Genomic DNA, 16,576 nt, shown 5'->3' with positions numbered 1-16,576 from the left:
GCGATCGACCGGCGTTGGAGTGAGATGAGGGTTTTACATTTCTTCAAGACCTATTGGCCCGACACCTTTGGGGGAGTAGAGCGCACCATTCACGCGATCGCTAAGGGAACCGCGGAACATGGTATCCATTCTGACGTACTTTCGCTGAGTAGGACGCCTGAGCAAAACACTCGCGAGTTCGACGGCCATATGGCTCACAAGGCCAAGCTTGACTTTGAGTTCGCGTCGACGGGCTTTTCGTGCGAGGTCTTTAGAAAGTTTCGAGAGCTTAGTGAACAAGCCGACATCGTGCACTATCACTTCCCATGGCCGGTAATGGACGTTGTCCATCTCACTTCACGGCTGAAAAAGCCAACGATCGTCACCTACCATTCAGATGTTGTGAAGCAGCGGCTTCTTTTGCCGCTTTATAGGCCAATTATGCATCGTTTCCTGGCAAGCGTTGACAGCATTGTGGCCACGTCTCCAAACTATGTGGCGACCAGCGCTGTGTTGCAGCACTATAAGGCCAAAACGACAGTCATTCCGCTTGGGCTTGACGAGCGGGACTATCCTCGCGCACCCGAAGATGTGAAAGCACGCTGGCGAGCGAGATATCCCAAGCCGTTTTTTCTCTTTGTTGGTGTTCTGCGTTACTACAAAGGTGTTCATATCCTTTTGGCGGCTGCCAAGAAGACAGAGCTAGATATTGTGCTGATCGGGGAGGGGCCAATGGAGGCATCCCTGAAGGCTTATGCGAAGGAGCACAACCTGGCAAACGTCCATTTTCTTGGCGCGTTGTCGGACATAGACAAATCCGCCCTTCTCGAGCTCAGCACTGGCTTCGTCTTTCCCTCACACTTGCGCTCTGAGGCATTTGGTCTCTCACTTGTGGAAGCTGCCATGTTTGGTAAGCCCATGATTTCCTGCGAAATCGGAACGGGCACGAGTTTCGTAAATTTGGACGGCGTCACCGGACTAGTGGTGCCCCCAAAGGATAATAGAGCCCTAGCGGCTGCAATGACAAAAATCGCTACGGCGGCGACCGAGAGTGATCGATACGGAGAGAGTGCTCGGCGAAGGTACGTCGAAAATCTAAAGGCCGAGAAGATGGTGGATTTGTATCGCCGGCAGTATGAACGGCTGGCCAAATAGTGTAAACGCGGCACGAAATCGAACTCGAGATCAGTTGTGCATAGTCCCATCGATACTACGAAAGCGCCTCTTTACCGCGATAAGCTGCTGTATGTTGTTCAGGCTGCGCTAACTGCTCTATGTCTCGCGGTTCTTCTGCGGATATGGCGCTTCGATCTGGGAATCCCCTTTAGCTATCAGGGCGATGCAATATTCGAGCTGGCGCTCGTCAAGTCAATTGCCAGCGGCGGCTGGATCTGGTCTATTTCGGATCTCGGTGCTCCCTTCGGCTTTGAGGCTGCCTCGTTCCCTCAAAACATCACAGCTTCGTCGTCTGTGATGAGAATTCTCGCCGTGTTTTCGGAGAATCCCGCGAAGATCCTAAATTTGTATTGGCTATTGTCTTGCATTCTGACTTCGATCGTTTGCTGCTACAGTCTACGGCTGTTCAGGTTCGAGTGGCCAGTGGTGCTCCTAGCGTCTACACTGTACGCTTTGCTCCCTTACGCCTTCGAGCGCAATATTGCTCATATTAGCCTCACCTACGCGTTCGTACCGGTTATCTGCGCGCATTGCCTGAAAATAGTCAGCGGTCGCGAAGTTGAGAGATACAGTAATAAATACAGGATAATATTGGCTACTGCCTGTATTGTTTTGGGATTTGACTACATATACAACGCGTTCTTCGCATGTTTTTTTGTTTGCTGCTCAGTAGCGGTCGCGTTCTGCCTGAGGCGTGACCTTAGGGCTGTTCGCTCTGGCGCAATTGTAGTAGCAGCTATTTGCATGTTTTCTGTCGCAAACTTTTTGCCGTCGGCCTTTACTTGGATGGAAAACGGTCTTCCTCCTGGTATGAACTATAAATCGGCCTCTGAGGCTGAGAGCTACGGCCTGAAGATCAGGCAAGTGATTAGCCCTGCTGCTCTGGACCGATACGCCAGCAAAGCACAATTTCCATTGGAGAATGAGAATAGGTTTGCCAGGCTTGGCATCGTCCTAGGCCTTGGATATCTTTCTTCGATACTCTACGCCATCTTCGCGCAGTGTGGCCGGGATCCCGTCCGATGGGCTGCCGGTGTTTTGGTCCTATTTGGAACGCTCCTAGCTACGGTGGGCGGATTTGGTGCAATATTCAATTTGTTGGTTGCGCCTGACATTCGGGCGTACAATCGAATCATTGTCTTTCTCGCATTCTTCTCTGCCGTCGTCTTAAGCGGCCTGTTGTCCGATTGGCTGGACTTTATCGATAGGCGGCCGTTTTTTCGAACCAGGCAATGGGCGAAGCGAAGTACGTCAGTTGCCCTAATTGGTTCGACGTTTCTCATAGGCCTGATCGACCAAGGTGACGCAGCGCGGCAATTGATGAATAGATATGACCTTGACAAAGCGCAGGCAGTAGACGAGGCGGATCTCGTTGCGCGTATGCAAGCGCGTGTCCCGCGCGTCACACAAGTTTATCAACTACCCGAAAGACCATTTCCGCTTGATGCGGGGAAGGACAGAATGGGAACATATGATCACGGGCGCCCGTTCCTTTGGTCCGAAAAAATACGCTGGAGTTGGCCGAGCTTTTCATACAGGTCAGAGGCTTGGCATGAAAGGATCGGCTCTCTGTCGGATCCACAGTTTGTGGAGAATCTTATAGTTTCTGGGTTTAATGGTTTATGGCTTGATCGCTACGGCTACAGTGACCAGGAGTTGCCCGAGATTGAGGCCATGCTCCAGCGTCAGATCGGGATTCCAAATCTCGAGTCAACTTCAAAGCGTTATGCGTTCTTTGATTTGAGCCGTAAGGCAGCATCGATTGCGTCCGATGGGGGTGGGCGTATTGCTGATCGCACAGAAGCTATGCTGGAGGCTCCTTTTCTTGGCTTCCCCCGAGGTGTCTATCCGCAAGAGATCGGCGCAAGCGGCGAACTGATCCGGTGGTCGCAGCGTAAATCGCGGGTGCTAATAGGCAATCCATCTTCTGGAACTCGACAGCTAAGGTTCGCGTCGGCGTTTCGCAGTCTCCCCGGGGGGCAATTGCACGTCGTTGGATCAGGGGTTGATAGGGTCATCGACATGCAATCTGGAAACGGAGACTTTTCCGTCTCGATCGCTCTAGAAGGGAAACAAACAACGACGCTTACCTTCGAGTATAAGGGTGGCAGGGTTTTTGCTAATGGTGACGCGCGGATTATGTACTTTGGGTTGGTCAATCCGACGCTAAAAGAGGACTAACTATGGATTTGAGGAACAAGAAGGTTCTGGTTACAGGCGCGGATGGATTTATAGGCAGCCATCTTGTTGAAGCCCTGTTGGCTCATGGCTGCGATGTGCGGGCTTTTGTATTCTATAATTCATTCAATAGCTGGGGTTGGCTGGATTCCTTGCCGCAATCTCAGCTGAAGGAACTGGATGTGTTTTCTGGCGATATTCGCGATCCCAACGGCGTCGCGACTGCCATGAAGGAATGTGATGTTGTTTTCCATCTGGCGGCATTGATCGCAATTCCGTTCTCCTACCATTCGCCCGACTCCTATGTGGATACAAATATCAAGGGCACTCTAAACGTGCTTCAGGCCGCACGACGTCTCGAAACAGAACGCGTTCTGATAACCTCTACATCTGAGGTTTACGGTACTGCCAAGTATGCCCCCATTGATGAATCTCATCCCTTTCAGGGCCAGTCACCCTACAGCGCAACCAAGATCGGCGCCGACCGACTGGCGGAGTCATTTTTTAGATCGTTTGAAACGCCGGTGACAATAGTTCGGCCTTTCAACACATACGGGCCACGACAGTCGGCAAGAGCTGTCATCCCTACAGTGATCACGCAGCTCTTGCTTGGAGCGTCCGAAGTAAAGTTGGGTAGTCTCTCGCCGACGCGTGATTTCAATTACGTCAAGGATACAGTTGCGGGTTTCCTCGCGCTTGCTGAATGCGAGGATGCAATCGGTAAGGAAGTAAATATTGCAACAGGGACGGAAGTATCTGTTGGAGAAATCGCACAAACCCTCGTAGCACAAATCAATCCGGATGCGATCATCGCGACCGACGAAGAACGTTTGCGGCCGGAAGCATCAGAAGTGTTTCGGCTTATCGGAGACAACCGTCTCATCAAGAGCCTTACGGCGTGGGAGGCTTCTTATGACATTGAAGCTGGACTACGTGATACGGTTGAATGGTTCAGGAAGCCGGAAAATCTTAACCGCTACAAGGCTTGGCTCTATAATGTTTGAGACGGGGGAGATGTAAGCGATGAGGGCTATCATACTTGCGGGCGGTAAGGGGACAAGGTTGAGACCTTATACAACCCTGATACCTAAACCATTGGTGCCGCTGGGCGGAAAATTCTCGATTCTCGAGATCATTATCATGCAGCTTAGCAGCTCCGGATTTACTCACATCACCCTGGCGGTGAACCATCTTTCGCACCTCATTATGGCGTACTTCGGAGACGGTTCACGTTGGGGAGTAAAGCTGGACTATTCGATCGAGGAGAGCGAACTTAGCACAATCGGTCCCTTGACGCTGATTAGGGACCTCCCCGAAAATTTCTTAGTCATGAACGGGGATATCCTGTCTGACTTGCCGTATCATGAGTTCTTGCAGGACCACGTGAAGGCCGGTTGTGAGGTTTCCGTTGCTGCCTACCGTCGTGACGTCAGGATCGATTTTGGAGTACTGAAGCACGTCGAAGGAAAACTGGCTTCGTTCGAGGAGAAGCCGACCTTCCATTTCGATGTGAGCATGGGAATCTATTGCCTTAATCGCCAGGTGGTGGAGCGCCTTGAAACGGGGCGGACGTACGGCTTTGACAATTTGATGCTGGATGGCTTAGCTACCGATAGGCCAGCGACGATCAGGCCGTTTTCTGGGTACTGGTTGGATATTGGCAGGCCGGATGATTATCAATACGCAGATGACAATTTCGACAAACTTGCCGGGAAGTTGGGGATAAGCCTGCCTTGAGTAGAGTGCTGATTACAGGCGGTTGGGGCTCACTCGGTCGTTCCTTGGCGATGCAATTGCGATCCGTCGGCCATCACGTTGTTCAGGCTGGCCGGTCGAGTGTTCACGCCGAAGATTCCGTCTGCATCGACGTTTGCAATTATGACGATCTGTCTGGGGCGATTAACTCACTTAGGCCGGAGATTGTCGTACATCTATCGGCTGTGTTTTCCGACGATTTTGCGCTGGCGCTTGCCACGAATGTCATCGGCGCAAAAAACCTGCTCGCCGCACTTGAGGAAAACCATCTTAACGCCCGGGTTCTGTTGGCTGGATCCGCTGCAGAATATGGGATCGTCCATCCTGAGGAAAACCCAATCTCGGTCGAGCAAGTACTGCGCCCGGTGTCGATCTACGGGGTCACCAAGGCCTGGCAGACGCAGTGGGGCGTCTTCTGTGCGCATAAGGGGCAGGATGTTATTGTTGCCCGGATATTTAATCTCGTTGGTAAAGGCATGTCCGAGCGGCTGTTTGTGGGCCGCGTCTATAAGCAACTCGAACATTTGGCCGCTGGAAGTCGCGATAGGATCGAGACTGGACCTTTGGCTGCCGTCAGAGATTACATATCGCTCGAGGAAGCTGGGAAGCAGTTGATGGCCATCATGCAGACCGGGAAATCTGGCTCGATTTACAATGTTGCAAGCGGAAAACCAGTTTCGATGAGAGAACTGCTTCAAGGAATACTTAGAGAGCGGGGCCTAGGAATGGATATTGTCGTCGAGGGAGCACGACCGCATGGGCGTACCGGGTTTGACGTACCCATCATCTACGCGGACGTTGAACAGACGATTGCCCTTATGGGAGTTGAATAATGTCCACGATCAAGCTCAATGTGGTTTGTCCTGTGTTTAACGAAGCTGATGTCATCGAACAGTTTCACGGCCGGCTAAGTGATGTCCTTGCGAAAGGCCCCGAACTAGATTTTAAGGTGGTCTATGTAGTCGATAGATGTACGGACAATTCACTTGAGATTCTGAGAGAGATTGCCTCACGAGACAGTGCAGTTGTCGTTCTGGCTTTAAGCGCCCGTTTTGGCCACCAGATGTCGCTTCTCGCGGGAATTGAGCATTCCGTTAACGCTGACGCCGTGATTATGATGGATAGCGATTTGCAACACCCGCCAGAGTTGATTCCAAAGCTCGTGCAACACTTCAGAGAGGGCGCTGATGTCGTTTTCACCATCCGCAAAGATACGGTTGATATAGGTGCAGGTAGAAAATTCCTGGGGAACTTGTTTTACGACACTCTCAACCGAATATCTGACGTGCCGATCAATCCCAATTCGGCGGACTTCAGATTGATCTCCCAAAGAGTTGCTGCCACTCTGGTGGCGGAATTTCCAGAACGCAATATGTTCTTGCGAGGCCTCTTTACATGGATGGGCTATCGCCAGGTCGGCGTTGAGTTCACAGCGGCACCGAGGGCTTCAGGCCAATCCAAATACTCGATCTCGCAGATGGTTCGCTTGGCTTCCAGTGGGATCCTTTCTTCCAGTACGAAGCCTCTGCAAACTGGAATCGTTGTCGGTGCAGCATTTGGTGTTGTCGCCTTGGTGTTGATGTGTACCGCCATAGTCAATTTCTTCATCGATCGATCGTTACCGAGTGGCTGGACAAGTTTGGTGACGCTGTTGCTGCTTTTCAGCGCAGTGCAACTGACAGTCCTGGGTGTGATAGGGCTGTATATCGGCGGCATCTATAATGAAGTAAAGGCAAGGCCAAAGTACATTATTGATGAGGAGATATCGTCGCATGACTGAAAAGTCGATTTTGACAAATATACCGACATGCGCGAGAGTACGGGCTTTTTCACGAGCAATGAAGATCACTTTGCCGAGCAGGAAGTCAATTTGACGCGGAAGAAAGTCAAACATAGGGTCAAGAGCGTGCTGGAATATGGCTGTGGTATCGGCGGGAGTATTCCATATCTGGAGGCGCTGCTTCCCGGCGCGGAAGTGTTTGAGGTGGATATCTCTGCGGCCAGTTTGGAGCTGGCGGCGGCCGAGAACAAGACTGCGACTTTTGCCGTGGAAACTTCTGGACGGGAAATCGGGCAGTTCAATCTCATCTTCATCGACGGCGTTTTCCAACGTATTGCGCCCGTCGAACGTCGGTACTGCAGCGGGGTTCGACACAACGGATGAACCAGTTTCTGCGCTACATATGCGTGGGGGTGCTTAACACTTCCGTTGGCTATGGAACCATATTTGCTTGCATGTATGTTCTGTCTCTCGACGCGGTGATGAGCAATTTCATTGGCTACGGCTTGGGTCTCGTAAACTCATATATGTTTAATAAATTTTTCACGTTTAGAACGAGTGCGAGGAGTATGTCTGAGCCGATCAAATTCGTGATGGTGTTTGGCGTCTCGTACACTGCGAATTTGGTGACGCTAATCGCGCTGATTGATATTTTCCACATCCATAGAGGGTTGGCTCAGTTCCCTGCCGGAGCGATTTACGTTGCACTTTCTTACTTATTGAATAAGCGGTACGTGTTTTCTTAAAACTCACGGTCGTCGCCGGCCCGAGCATCACGACGCCAACCAAATAGCTGGTATCCCCACGGTGACGGCCGCCTTGCTGAAAAAGGCTGAAGACTGCAAGTCCTAGTGCAAGATCAATCGCCTCGACGAACTGCTTCCCTGGAATTGGTCACCTGTCGCCACCATCTGCGCCGAGGTAGCCTGATGGCAACAATCACTTATGTCCGCACGATCAAATATGTCGCTGAAATTCTTGGCGAGGATCCGGAGCTTCTCCGGGCAATCATCTCCAACGATGATAATCTGACCTACGGCAGCATCATCAGCGTCTATAACGGGGAGGACGAATCCATCACCGCGCTGACAGACGACGGCATGGAGGAACTGGAACAGATGCTCTCCTACGCTCGCCGTTCAGCCGACGAATGGAACGACTTCCTCGACAGCTTTGTCGACGACGAGGAGCTGGTCGCCCGCTTCAAAGCGAAATCTCCGCGGTAACAATCGGTCCGTTACTGTTCGGCTGTTGATCTCCTCACAAAGAAACTCGAAGTGAGCGGCGGAAAGCGACGAGAGTGGCGGCTCCAAGCCCGATCAGGGTTAAGCAGCTTATCAAAGCGCCCAGCTTCAAAGAAAGGGGCTTGAACTCGAGCGTGACTGTACTCACGCCCTTTGGAACAACCACACCCTGAAATGCCCCGTTTGTCCGATAAACCTGCGCGGGGTCTCCATTCACCTTAGAGATCCAACCAGGATGGTAGGACTGGCTAAGGAACAGGAACCCTCGATCTGAAGAGTCGACGGTGAAGGTAAGTCGAGAACCATCATCTGAAAGCAATTTGACCTCGCCGGTTGTTCGCCCGGCGCTGCTCAATTGAGGCGCTGGCCCATCCACCAATGCGATGTCGTACGGATTGAACGGCGCGCCATCTGGCAACTTGCCAGTTCGAACCGCCGTTGTCGCCTCCAACGTCGGCAAGGTTTGAACGCCGTTCACAAGCCAAGCAAGCCCCCGATCTGCGTTGTCAAAATTCACGACCGAAAGGTCTGAGGAAACCTCTCGGACGGGGGTGTCCTTTGCAACTTTCATCGCTTGAAGGTTTATCGGATACGAAGTGTTAGTTTGCTCATCGATCAGTTCAAATTTGGTGATCTTGAGGACCCCTTCTTTCCCTCGTGGGAAGCGAAGCGACATATGCCGGACCGGCACCCGGTCGCGTTTACCGAAGCTCAGGACTGACTTATAAAAATGCCCTTCGACCCCGTCGCCTGCGAAGGAACTATCGATGGAAGCCCTCGAATGTCGGATGACATTCTTTACGTCGGGGCGGTCGTATGCCCACTCAGAGGTATCGCGCCCTATGGTTAGGGCTAGTTCATGGCCGCTGATTTGGGGTGTGATGTCGATCTGTAAGATACGGTCGCCGTTCGGAAGGCCTACCGAGCACCCCATGTTGGACGTGACGCGGATCCCTGTAGCCTGGATCTCGGCGGGCAAAGTGAATTCAAGTACCGTGTCAGCACTGTCTCCCGCGCATGATCCAAAGGATATCGGGTCTGACTGAAGAGAATTGTAAGCGAAATGTGTGATTCCTAGGACGCGTAGGGCAGCTTGGCTCGGAACCTCTGGAATATTCCCATTCGTGTCAATCCCCGTGGCATCCCGATACGCTGCAGGCTCCAAAGGCCCATATCCGCTCGCCGACCGAACGTCGTACAAAAGATTGGTGTTCGGTAGTAGTGCGAGATCGGTCACACTAGGCATAGCTAAGACGCGACCGTTCGAGGCAGAAGTCTGCCTGAGGAGCGGCTTGGATTCAGTGTCAACGAAGCTCGGAATCGTTGCCGTCCGCCATTCGAAGAACCAACCAAACACACCGACATCACAAATTACAGCCGCAACAAGCGCGACTGACAGAATTCGTCGGTCTTTTCTCCCTCCGAACTTGGTCGAAAGGAAAAACAGGCCGACAATTGCGACGAACGCGGCTGCCGGCGGCAGAACACCCTTTTCAACAATATCCCACCGGCTCAAGCCGACCTCGTGAACTTGCTTAACCCATTGGGCTGAATAGGCTCCACTTGCAGCGATCAGTGCGATGACCAAGATGAAGACAGCACTGACGGCGATATTGGAGCGGGTTATCAAACCACCTTGCAAGCGCGCGATTGCGAGCGCTGCCAATATAGACGCGGCAAAGGTGAAGATCATAGCAGCACGGCCGGCAGCGCGAAAGCTGCTCAATACGGGCACATGGTACAGAAGGCGTCCCAGCCCGTTGTCAAACGATGACGCCACTAAGACCGAGACTAGGAGCGTCCCAAGCCAAAAGAGAGTTCCGTCCGCACGCCTTCTAGCTAAGACAGCGCAGCCCGCCATAAAAAGCGTCCCGAGGCCAGCATAGATCGCCAGTTCTGGCTGGTTGAACAGACCAAAATAGGTTTGCGCGCCAACACCTTCGCCACCATGGAAGTACGGGAAGAATACATCGACCAATTGGCGCACAGGAAGCGAGTACGAAATGAAATCCCCATAGCTCCAAGCATTCCGCGAGCTGTACCGTGAGAACTCAATGAAGGGGATCAACTGGACGGCAGAAATACCAATCCCGACTGCTACCATCCCTAGATATGCGCCGCCTAAGCGAACGATTGAAAGCAGTCCGCCGGTCCTAATCTGCATGATGTTTCGAAACGCGATCGTTCCGGCCAAAACCATCGCGTAAACAAAAATTTGAGGATGGCCACCAAGAAAGCACAACGCGATTGCAACCGACCCAATCGCAAATTTTACGGGTGACGCCCGGCCAGGGAAGGCATCAATCGACCAAATGACTAGAGGCATCCATGCGGCCGAGTGAATTATTGAGGCATGCCCGAGGTGCCCTACCAAAAAACTACCACTTCCATAGATGACGCCTGAAACCATTCCTGCCGTAGTCGACGAGGTTTTCCACCTGACGTAGCCGAATGTGAGCGTGCTCGCCGCTATATATGCAAAAAGGATAAAGTGGTTGTAGTTCTGGAACAGCCAACGGGGCGGGTACCACAGGAAGAATTGCGGATCGGCAAAAGTTGGGTAGCCGGCCAGTATGTTGGACTGCCAAATACCCCATGGAATCGATATGGCAGGATAATAGAAGATGTACCCGTCCCCGGGAGCGAGAAGTGCGCCCTTGGAGAGTACCGGTGAGAAAAATCCTACATAAAAGACAAGATAAAATAGGATCGCTTTCGCAAACTCGACCGGCAGATTGTGTTTTTGGCGATCGGGTATGGTCAGGGGTGTTGACATGTGTCGACGGAGGCTCCGAGTGCTGCGTGTACCCGTCGTAGTTTAGAGACGCGACAAGTCAAGTCTTCCGTCACAATAGAAATATCGCAACCGTGGACGCCGGCGATATGAGCGGTTGAGCGCGAATGAGGAGCGTGTTGCCGGGTTGACAGGTGGTCTATGTGCTTGGCATATCCTCGGCCTACACTCCCAAACAGAGATGAGCAGAGTCCTGATGAATCAATTGAAAAACAACGGTGACTCCGCAGAGATCCGGAAGCAAACGGAAGACTTTATTTTCGCAGATCTGTTGAGGAGGGGCTTCATCACGAAGCCGCGCTACAATATTTCGAATGCGCCCGCGTGGTTCTTTTTTGGCGCTACCACTGAGGAGTTCATCGATCGAACCTTTAGAGTAGTTCTTCAGCGTTCGCCTTCTTCCACAGATATTATGGAGGTGAAGGTGAGGCTTGATTCGGGAACTCTGTCTCGCGCGCAGTATCTTCACGCGGTCGTCACCAGTCCTGAAGCAGCGTCGAAGAATCAGTCGACGGAGCACATCTTGGCCATAGCGCTATCTGAGTTAGCCTTGGACGAGGAGGCAAAATTTCATACTCGATTGGGAGCCCTTGGGCTGAAAGGTCGGGTTAAAGCTCGCGTCACGAACTTCATAAGACGATGGCACCAGCATATGGGCGGTTCAAATACACATCTATCGCTTATTGCGGCCCAGCTTCAGTCGTTGCGCGTGGGTTTGAATGACATAGATCGCAGAAAGCCGTCTGTCGGGCGATCGAACTCATTGAGCCTTCAACCGCAGACCTTAAAGGAATTGCGACCTGAAGAGCTCAGTCTCATGAAGCAGAGGATCTTGACCGAGATCGATCGGCGGCATCGTGGTTCAGAGGCGAGCCTGCGAAGCCAACTCGAGTTTTACATTCCTTATTTTCGGCAGATCCGAGACGTCGGAACAGTCATTGACGTAGGGTGTGGCCGCGGCACCTTTCTCGAAATATTACGGGGCAATAAGATTGACGCGATGGGGTTCGAATTAAATGAAGACCAAGTCGCAGAGTGCCAGAAGAAAGGTCTCAACGTCCGTTTGGGAGATGCCTTGGAATTTATGCGCAGCTCTGCCGATGGGGTGTTCGGCGCGGTCACGCTCTTCCACGTTATCGAACACCTAGATTTCGATACGCTGGTATCGTTTATGATGGAGGCTCACCGAGTTCTGGCACCTGGCGGTGTCGTACTGATCGAGACGCCGAACTCTGAAAATCTCTACGTGTCAACGTTTATGTTCAACGTCGATCCTACACATGTCAAGCCCATCACTTACCAATACATTTCCACGGTTCTGGAAGTGATCGGATTTGATTGTGAGCGCTTGCCCGTGAGCGCCTCGCTTCATGACGGCCCTAGTGGCGAAACTGGCAACAGGCATCTCGATTATCTCCTTTCGGTGTCTGCCAACCTGTCGGTAATTGGAAGGAAAACCTAAAGTGCAACCCGACTATTCATTCGTCTCGCCTATTCCGCCGCAAAAAAGTGGCATTGCCGATTATGCAGACGGATTGATTGGCGGTCTCAGGGCGCTCGGCCGTACAGTTCGAGTTCACACACAGTCGCGGTATATATCAGAATCCACAGAGGACGTTTTCCCCTTTTCGGAGTTCAGTGTCGATGTTAGCCCGCCCGAGCGGACTGTATATCACATTGGAAACAACCAACACTTTCACGATGAGCAAATCCTCCATTTCATGAAAAATGGGGGGATCGCGCATCTCCATGACTTTTCTCTTCACCATATCTTTGCGCATTTTACCTACACTGGTGACAGTGAGATTTACTATGCGCTTCTACAGAAGTGGTACGGTATAGTATTCGCTGACAGCGTGCGAGATCGCCACGACAGGGGTCGCGGTGTCTTTTGGGATTCTCCGGACGTGCTGTCTCACCCTCTTCATGAAGAGGTAATTGACCCGGCCATCGCCGTGATAGTCCACTCCCATTTCGCTCAAAGATTTATTCAGGCTCGTTTTCCTAACAAGCCAGTTTATGTGGTTCCTCAGCGCTATCCGCAGGCTGTTCCTTTGAAACGTGCCGAAAATCGCCCATTGAAGGCTTGCGTCTTGGGCTTCGTCGATCCCAACAAGTGCGTCGACAAGACTATTCGGGCAATTGCCAGGTGTCGCGACCTGAGCATTAACGTTGAACTCGATATCGCAGGTGAGATCCACCCGCTCTGCGAGAAGCTTCCGACACTGGCGGAAGAGCTCGGAGTTGGGCATCAAGTAAACTTTCTGGGTAAGATCTCACAGGAAGCGCTGCTACATTCTTTTAAAACCTATGATCTTTGCATTGTTCTTCGCGACCCAACGGTTGGCGAAACGTCAGCAATCGTTTCGAGAGCGCAGCAGTACGGAATGCCTCTAATAGTGAACGACGTTGGCAGCTACAGCGAACTGCCTTCGTTCGTTCCTAAACTGCGGCTCGGCAATGACGTAGTTCAGGACCTCTCTGAGGTCTTGCGCCTGTGGACGGAACAGCCGGAAACCTACCGGATCGTAGCTAGGCAGGCATACGAATACGCATGCAGCGAAGCCTCATTTGATAAGGCTACGCAGGAGTACGACAGAATACTACAGGATATTCGTGCGGCCACCTGAGCGCGTGCGAGGCGCCCCTATCGTCCGCCGAAGTATGCTTCCGTAACGCTCGCCGGATCTCCGTCCATGCGGATTTTTCCATGCTCGAGCCAGATCACTCTGTTGCATACATGGTGGATCAATTCGCGAGAATGGCTAGCGATGACCAGGATGTTTGTCGCTTGGACTAGTTCGGACATCCGCTGTTCTGCCTTCCGCCGAAAACCTTCGTCTCCGACTGAGAGCCATTCATCCATTAAGAGAATCTCTGGCCGAACAATTGTCGATACGGAGAACGCCAGCCGCAGATGCATGCCTGAGGAGTATGTGCGCAACGGCATATCAATGAAGTCACCCAGTTCGGTAAAGTCAATGATTTCATCCATGCGCCGCGAAATCTCTGTGCGAGACAGACCCAGCAAACCGCCGCGCAAACAGATGTTCTCACGACCCGTGGCCTCAGGGTCGATGCCGAGCGATATATCGATGAGCGAGCCTATTTCGCCAACAATCTTCGCCAAACCCGAGGTGGGTTCGAACACTCCGCTCAACAATCTAAGCATCGTACTTTTGCCGGCGCCGTTGTGGCCAATAAGGCCTACTCGATCGCCATCCCTCAGTGAGAAGTTCAGGTTTTCCAACGCCCTAACGACAACGCGACCATGGTCATCTGCTCCGAGCTGGCCACCGGTTGCGACATTCAGTAGCCGCTTTTTGAGGGACCGGCCGTTTGCATTGTATATCGGAATGTCAATGGAAACATTTTCCATGTCGATCGACGCCATAACTCTACTCCTACTTACAGCCAGTACGGGATGCGCCGTTTGAAACGCCCGTACACTAGCAGGGCAACAAGGGAGCCCAGCAGAGCCAGCGCAAGTGAAACAACCCAATTGGTAACCGAGGGGATTTCCCCAAGCAGGGGTGCTCTTACCACCTCAATGAGGTGGTAAACCGGATTGAGGGCCAATAGATACAATGCCGCTCCGGCCGGCAGATGCTTCGACATCCACATGATTGGCGTGAGATAGAATAGGACTTGGACGGAACTCGTGACAATTTGTGTCAAGTCTCTGTACCGGGCGCATACAATCCCCAAGACCACGGCAACCCACGTCAGATTAATCAAGGTCAGAGCAAGGCCAGGTATGCTCAGGAGCGCTATCCAACTTAGGGGTTTGCCGACCGCTATCAGGACAACCGGAAATATTACAAGATTGTGAGCGAAGATCAGCAGATTTCTCCAAATCATTCGGAAGATGTGGAGGAAGATCGGCAGCGGAAGCTGTTTGATGATCCCCTCGGCTGCAATGAATACTGTGCAACCCTCAGTAACAACTGTGGTCATGAGTCCCCATAGGATGATGCCAATCGTCAGGAAAGGAAGGAACTCATCAAGCGGTGAGTTGAAGATCTGACCAAAGACGATCCCGATGGTCGCTATCATCACTCCCATGCTGATCGTGAGCCAAAACGGACCCAAAGCGGAGCGGCGATATCGTTGCCGAATATCCTGCCATCCTAGCATCCCAACAAGGGAATACTTTTGGAACGACGTCCATAAATCACCACAGGCAATCGCCGCGGGGCTTGCGCGCATCTCGAACTCCAAAAGCGAGCGGCTGCGAGAATGAGCTCGGAGCAGTCCGCAACGTTTGATTGATTGACCACATGCGATACACAAACGGCATGGGCTTTGGACTGGCGCCCTAATTCTATGAGTGAGACAATTATGTCAACTCGTAAGCGGGAGATTCCCGTGCATCAGGAAAAGAGGGGAGTGACCTTGCCCCCAAGTATTATCCCGTTTTGAGATCGCTCCAACGATTTTTGATCTGAACCAGATTTGATCCGAACCTGATCCGAACCCTTCAAACTGGACCAGTTTTGGTGTATCCGTTGCGAGCGCCCCACAGGCACGGGCGTGACGCCGATCCTCAACGTGGACTAAGCGTCGTTGGCGGGAGCGCCTGGATTGAAGCGCATCGGCTTGCAGTGCGCGTAGATGCTCTCGACCGCGAATGGGAGCGTACGCCAGGCGTCTTTAAGGATGGCCTTAGTCGGCTTGGGAAACGCCGTCGAGATCATTTCGATCAGATCGGGCTTTGTGCATTGAATGAGGATGCCCATGATTGGTTCGCCGGTCTGCTTTTGAGCGAACAGCGGTGCCCAATCTTCTAGATTCAGGCTAATGGCGCCGAAGAACCCGTCGGCCCAGTCGCCCGCAAGCACTTCGCCCTCGTCAGTCCGCATTAACATCGGCGCATAACGGCCGGGCGCCGTCAGTTGGTGGGCTATGAGGTTGTAATGATCGACGATCGTGTCGATCACCGCCTGGATCTTGTTGCCGATGAGCGCTTTTTTCTCGTGATCGCCGATGACATGGAACATCCAATCATTGGGCAGCAGGAAGACTGGGCCAGCCGCCAAACCGGTCAGGAAGCCATTCATCATCGAGACGCCGCCACAAGGCGGCGCCGGCTCAGCCTTGTCGAACCAGGCTTCCAGCTGCTCGAGGGTCAAAAGTTTCGCACGCTTGGGTCGTTTCACGCTGCTACCGCCATATTCATATCGGCATGTTCTTGTTTCCAATGCCAAGGCAGGCAACGCTCAAGGGAGGTCGACTTTATCTCGCCCGACACGATGCGTTCAAGCACGTCGTTGAGCCACGTATAGGGATCGAGGCCGTTCAACTTTGCTGTGGTCAGCAACGAACCCAAAATGGCCCACGTCTCGGCGCCGCCATCACTGCCGGCGAACAGACTGTTGACGCGTCCAAGCGCAATACTTCTCATATTACGCTCGACGGTATTGGAATCGACCTCAAGCCTGCCGTCATCCAGGAATAGGGTTAGCCCAGACCAGAGCCCCAGAGTGTACTTGATGGCGGATGCGACCGGGTCTTTGGCGGATATATTCTTGAGCGTATCCATCAGCAACGTTTTGAGATCAGCCATCAGGCCTTTGGTTTGCGTCTGACGGACCGACAGGCGATGCTCGGCGCTCGTGCCGCGGATTCTGGCTTCAATCGCATAGATCTCGGCCAGGCGCTCGATCACCG

16 protein-coding genes are annotated in these 16,576 nt (G+C 52.5%); 11 read left to right on the top strand and 5 right to left on the bottom strand.

Annotated elements, in window-relative coordinates:
* The first annotated feature begins 24 nt into the window (after nt 1–24).
* The 9 genes from C934_RS0128930 (at nt 25) to C934_RS0128890 (ending at nt 8,094) form a co-directional block, all read left to right on the top strand.
* Nucleotides 25–1,134, top strand: a complete 1,110-nt coding sequence (locus C934_RS0128930) for a glycosyltransferase family 4 protein (protein ID WP_018860011.1) — start codon at nt 25–27, stop codon at nt 1,132–1,134.
* Nucleotides 1,135–1,170: 36 nt separating this feature from the next.
* Nucleotides 1,171–3,336 (top strand): hypothetical protein, encoded by a 2,166-nt coding sequence (locus C934_RS0128925; protein WP_018860010.1) that lies wholly within the window; start codon nt 1,171–1,173, stop codon nt 3,334–3,336.
* Between the two features lie 2 nt (nt 3,337–3,338).
* Entirely contained in the window at nt 3,339–4,337 is a 999-nt protein-coding gene (locus C934_RS0128920) for an NAD-dependent 4,6-dehydratase LegB (protein ID WP_018860009.1), read from the top strand.
* A 19-nt stretch (nt 4,338–4,356) separates the two neighbouring features.
* Nucleotides 4,357–5,070: a sugar phosphate nucleotidyltransferase gene (locus C934_RS0128915; RefSeq protein ID WP_018860008.1), complete on the top strand. Its 714-nt coding sequence runs from the start codon at nt 4,357–4,359 to the stop codon at nt 5,068–5,070.
* 5 nt (nt 5,071–5,075) lie between these two features.
* A complete protein-coding gene (locus C934_RS0128910; protein ID WP_245268043.1) occupies nt 5,076–5,921 on the top strand; it encodes an NAD-dependent epimerase/dehydratase family protein in 846 nt (281 codons plus the stop codon).
* A complete protein-coding gene (locus C934_RS0128905) occupies nt 5,921–6,868 on the top strand; it encodes a glycosyltransferase family 2 protein (RefSeq protein WP_018860006.1) in 948 nt (315 codons plus the stop codon). Before C934_RS0128910 ends, C934_RS0128905 begins: the two co-directional genes overlap by 1 nt.
* 27 nt (nt 6,869–6,895) lie before the next feature.
* Nucleotides 6,896–7,252, top strand: a complete 357-nt coding sequence (locus C934_RS0128900) for a methyltransferase domain-containing protein (protein WP_018860005.1) — start codon at nt 6,896–6,898, stop codon at nt 7,250–7,252.
* Nucleotides 7,249–7,614, top strand: a complete 366-nt coding sequence (locus C934_RS36555; protein ID WP_018860004.1) for a GtrA family protein — start codon at nt 7,249–7,251, stop codon at nt 7,612–7,614. Before C934_RS0128900 ends, C934_RS36555 begins: the two co-directional genes overlap by 4 nt.
* Before the next feature lie 183 nt (nt 7,615–7,797).
* Entirely contained in the window at nt 7,798–8,094 is a 297-nt protein-coding gene (locus C934_RS0128890) for a hypothetical protein (RefSeq protein ID WP_018860003.1), read from the top strand.
* A 34-nt stretch (nt 8,095–8,128) separates the two neighbouring features.
* Here the strand turns inward: C934_RS0128890 and C934_RS0128885 are convergent, their stop codons facing one another.
* A complete protein-coding gene (locus C934_RS0128885; RefSeq protein WP_018860002.1) occupies nt 8,129–10,888 on the bottom strand; it encodes a YfhO family protein in 2,760 nt (919 codons plus the stop codon).
* 214 nt (nt 10,889–11,102) lie between these two features.
* On the opposite strand from C934_RS0128885, the gene C934_RS0128880 reads away from it, so the two are divergent.
* Both C934_RS0128880 and C934_RS0128875 read left to right on the top strand, forming a co-directional pair.
* A complete protein-coding gene (locus C934_RS0128880; RefSeq protein WP_018860001.1) occupies nt 11,103–12,368 on the top strand; it encodes a class I SAM-dependent methyltransferase in 1,266 nt (421 codons plus the stop codon).
* Between the two features lies 1 nt (nt 12,369).
* Nucleotides 12,370–13,536 carry a glycosyltransferase family 4 protein gene (locus C934_RS0128875; RefSeq protein WP_018860000.1) on the top strand — a complete coding sequence of 389 codons (1,167 nt, stop codon included), beginning with the start codon at nt 12,370–12,372 and terminating at the stop codon, nt 13,534–13,536.
* Between the two features lie 17 nt (nt 13,537–13,553).
* Here C934_RS0128875 and C934_RS0128870 read toward each other — a convergent pair whose 3' ends face one another.
* The 4 genes from C934_RS0128870 to C934_RS0128855 all read right to left on the bottom strand — a co-directional run.
* The gene (locus tag C934_RS0128870; protein WP_018859999.1) at nt 13,554–14,300 is read right to left on the bottom strand and encodes an ABC transporter ATP-binding protein; all 747 of its coding nucleotides are present in this window, start codon (nt 14,298–14,300) and stop codon (nt 13,554–13,556) included.
* A 14-nt stretch (nt 14,301–14,314) separates the two neighbouring features.
* Complete coding sequence (locus C934_RS0128865; RefSeq protein ID WP_018859998.1) at nt 14,315–15,115, bottom strand: ABC transporter permease; 801 nt, start codon at nt 15,113–15,115, stop codon at nt 14,315–14,317.
* 347 nt (nt 15,116–15,462) lie between these two features.
* Nucleotides 15,463–16,065, bottom strand: a complete 603-nt coding sequence (locus C934_RS0128860; protein WP_018856628.1) for a YecA/YgfB family protein — start codon at nt 16,063–16,065, stop codon at nt 15,463–15,465.
* Nucleotides 16,062–16,576: IS66 family transposase (locus tag C934_RS0128855; RefSeq protein ID WP_018859897.1), on the bottom strand; the 515-nt coding region annotated here is incomplete at its 5' end. The genes C934_RS0128860 and C934_RS0128855, both read right to left, overlap by 4 nt.

Source organism: Rhizobium sp. 42MFCr.1, from assembly GCF_000377185.1.
Taxonomy (GTDB): Bacteria; Pseudomonadota; Alphaproteobacteria; order Rhizobiales; family Rhizobiaceae; genus Rhizobium; species Rhizobium altiplani.
This window is presented reverse-complemented; position numbering and strand designations above follow the sequence as displayed.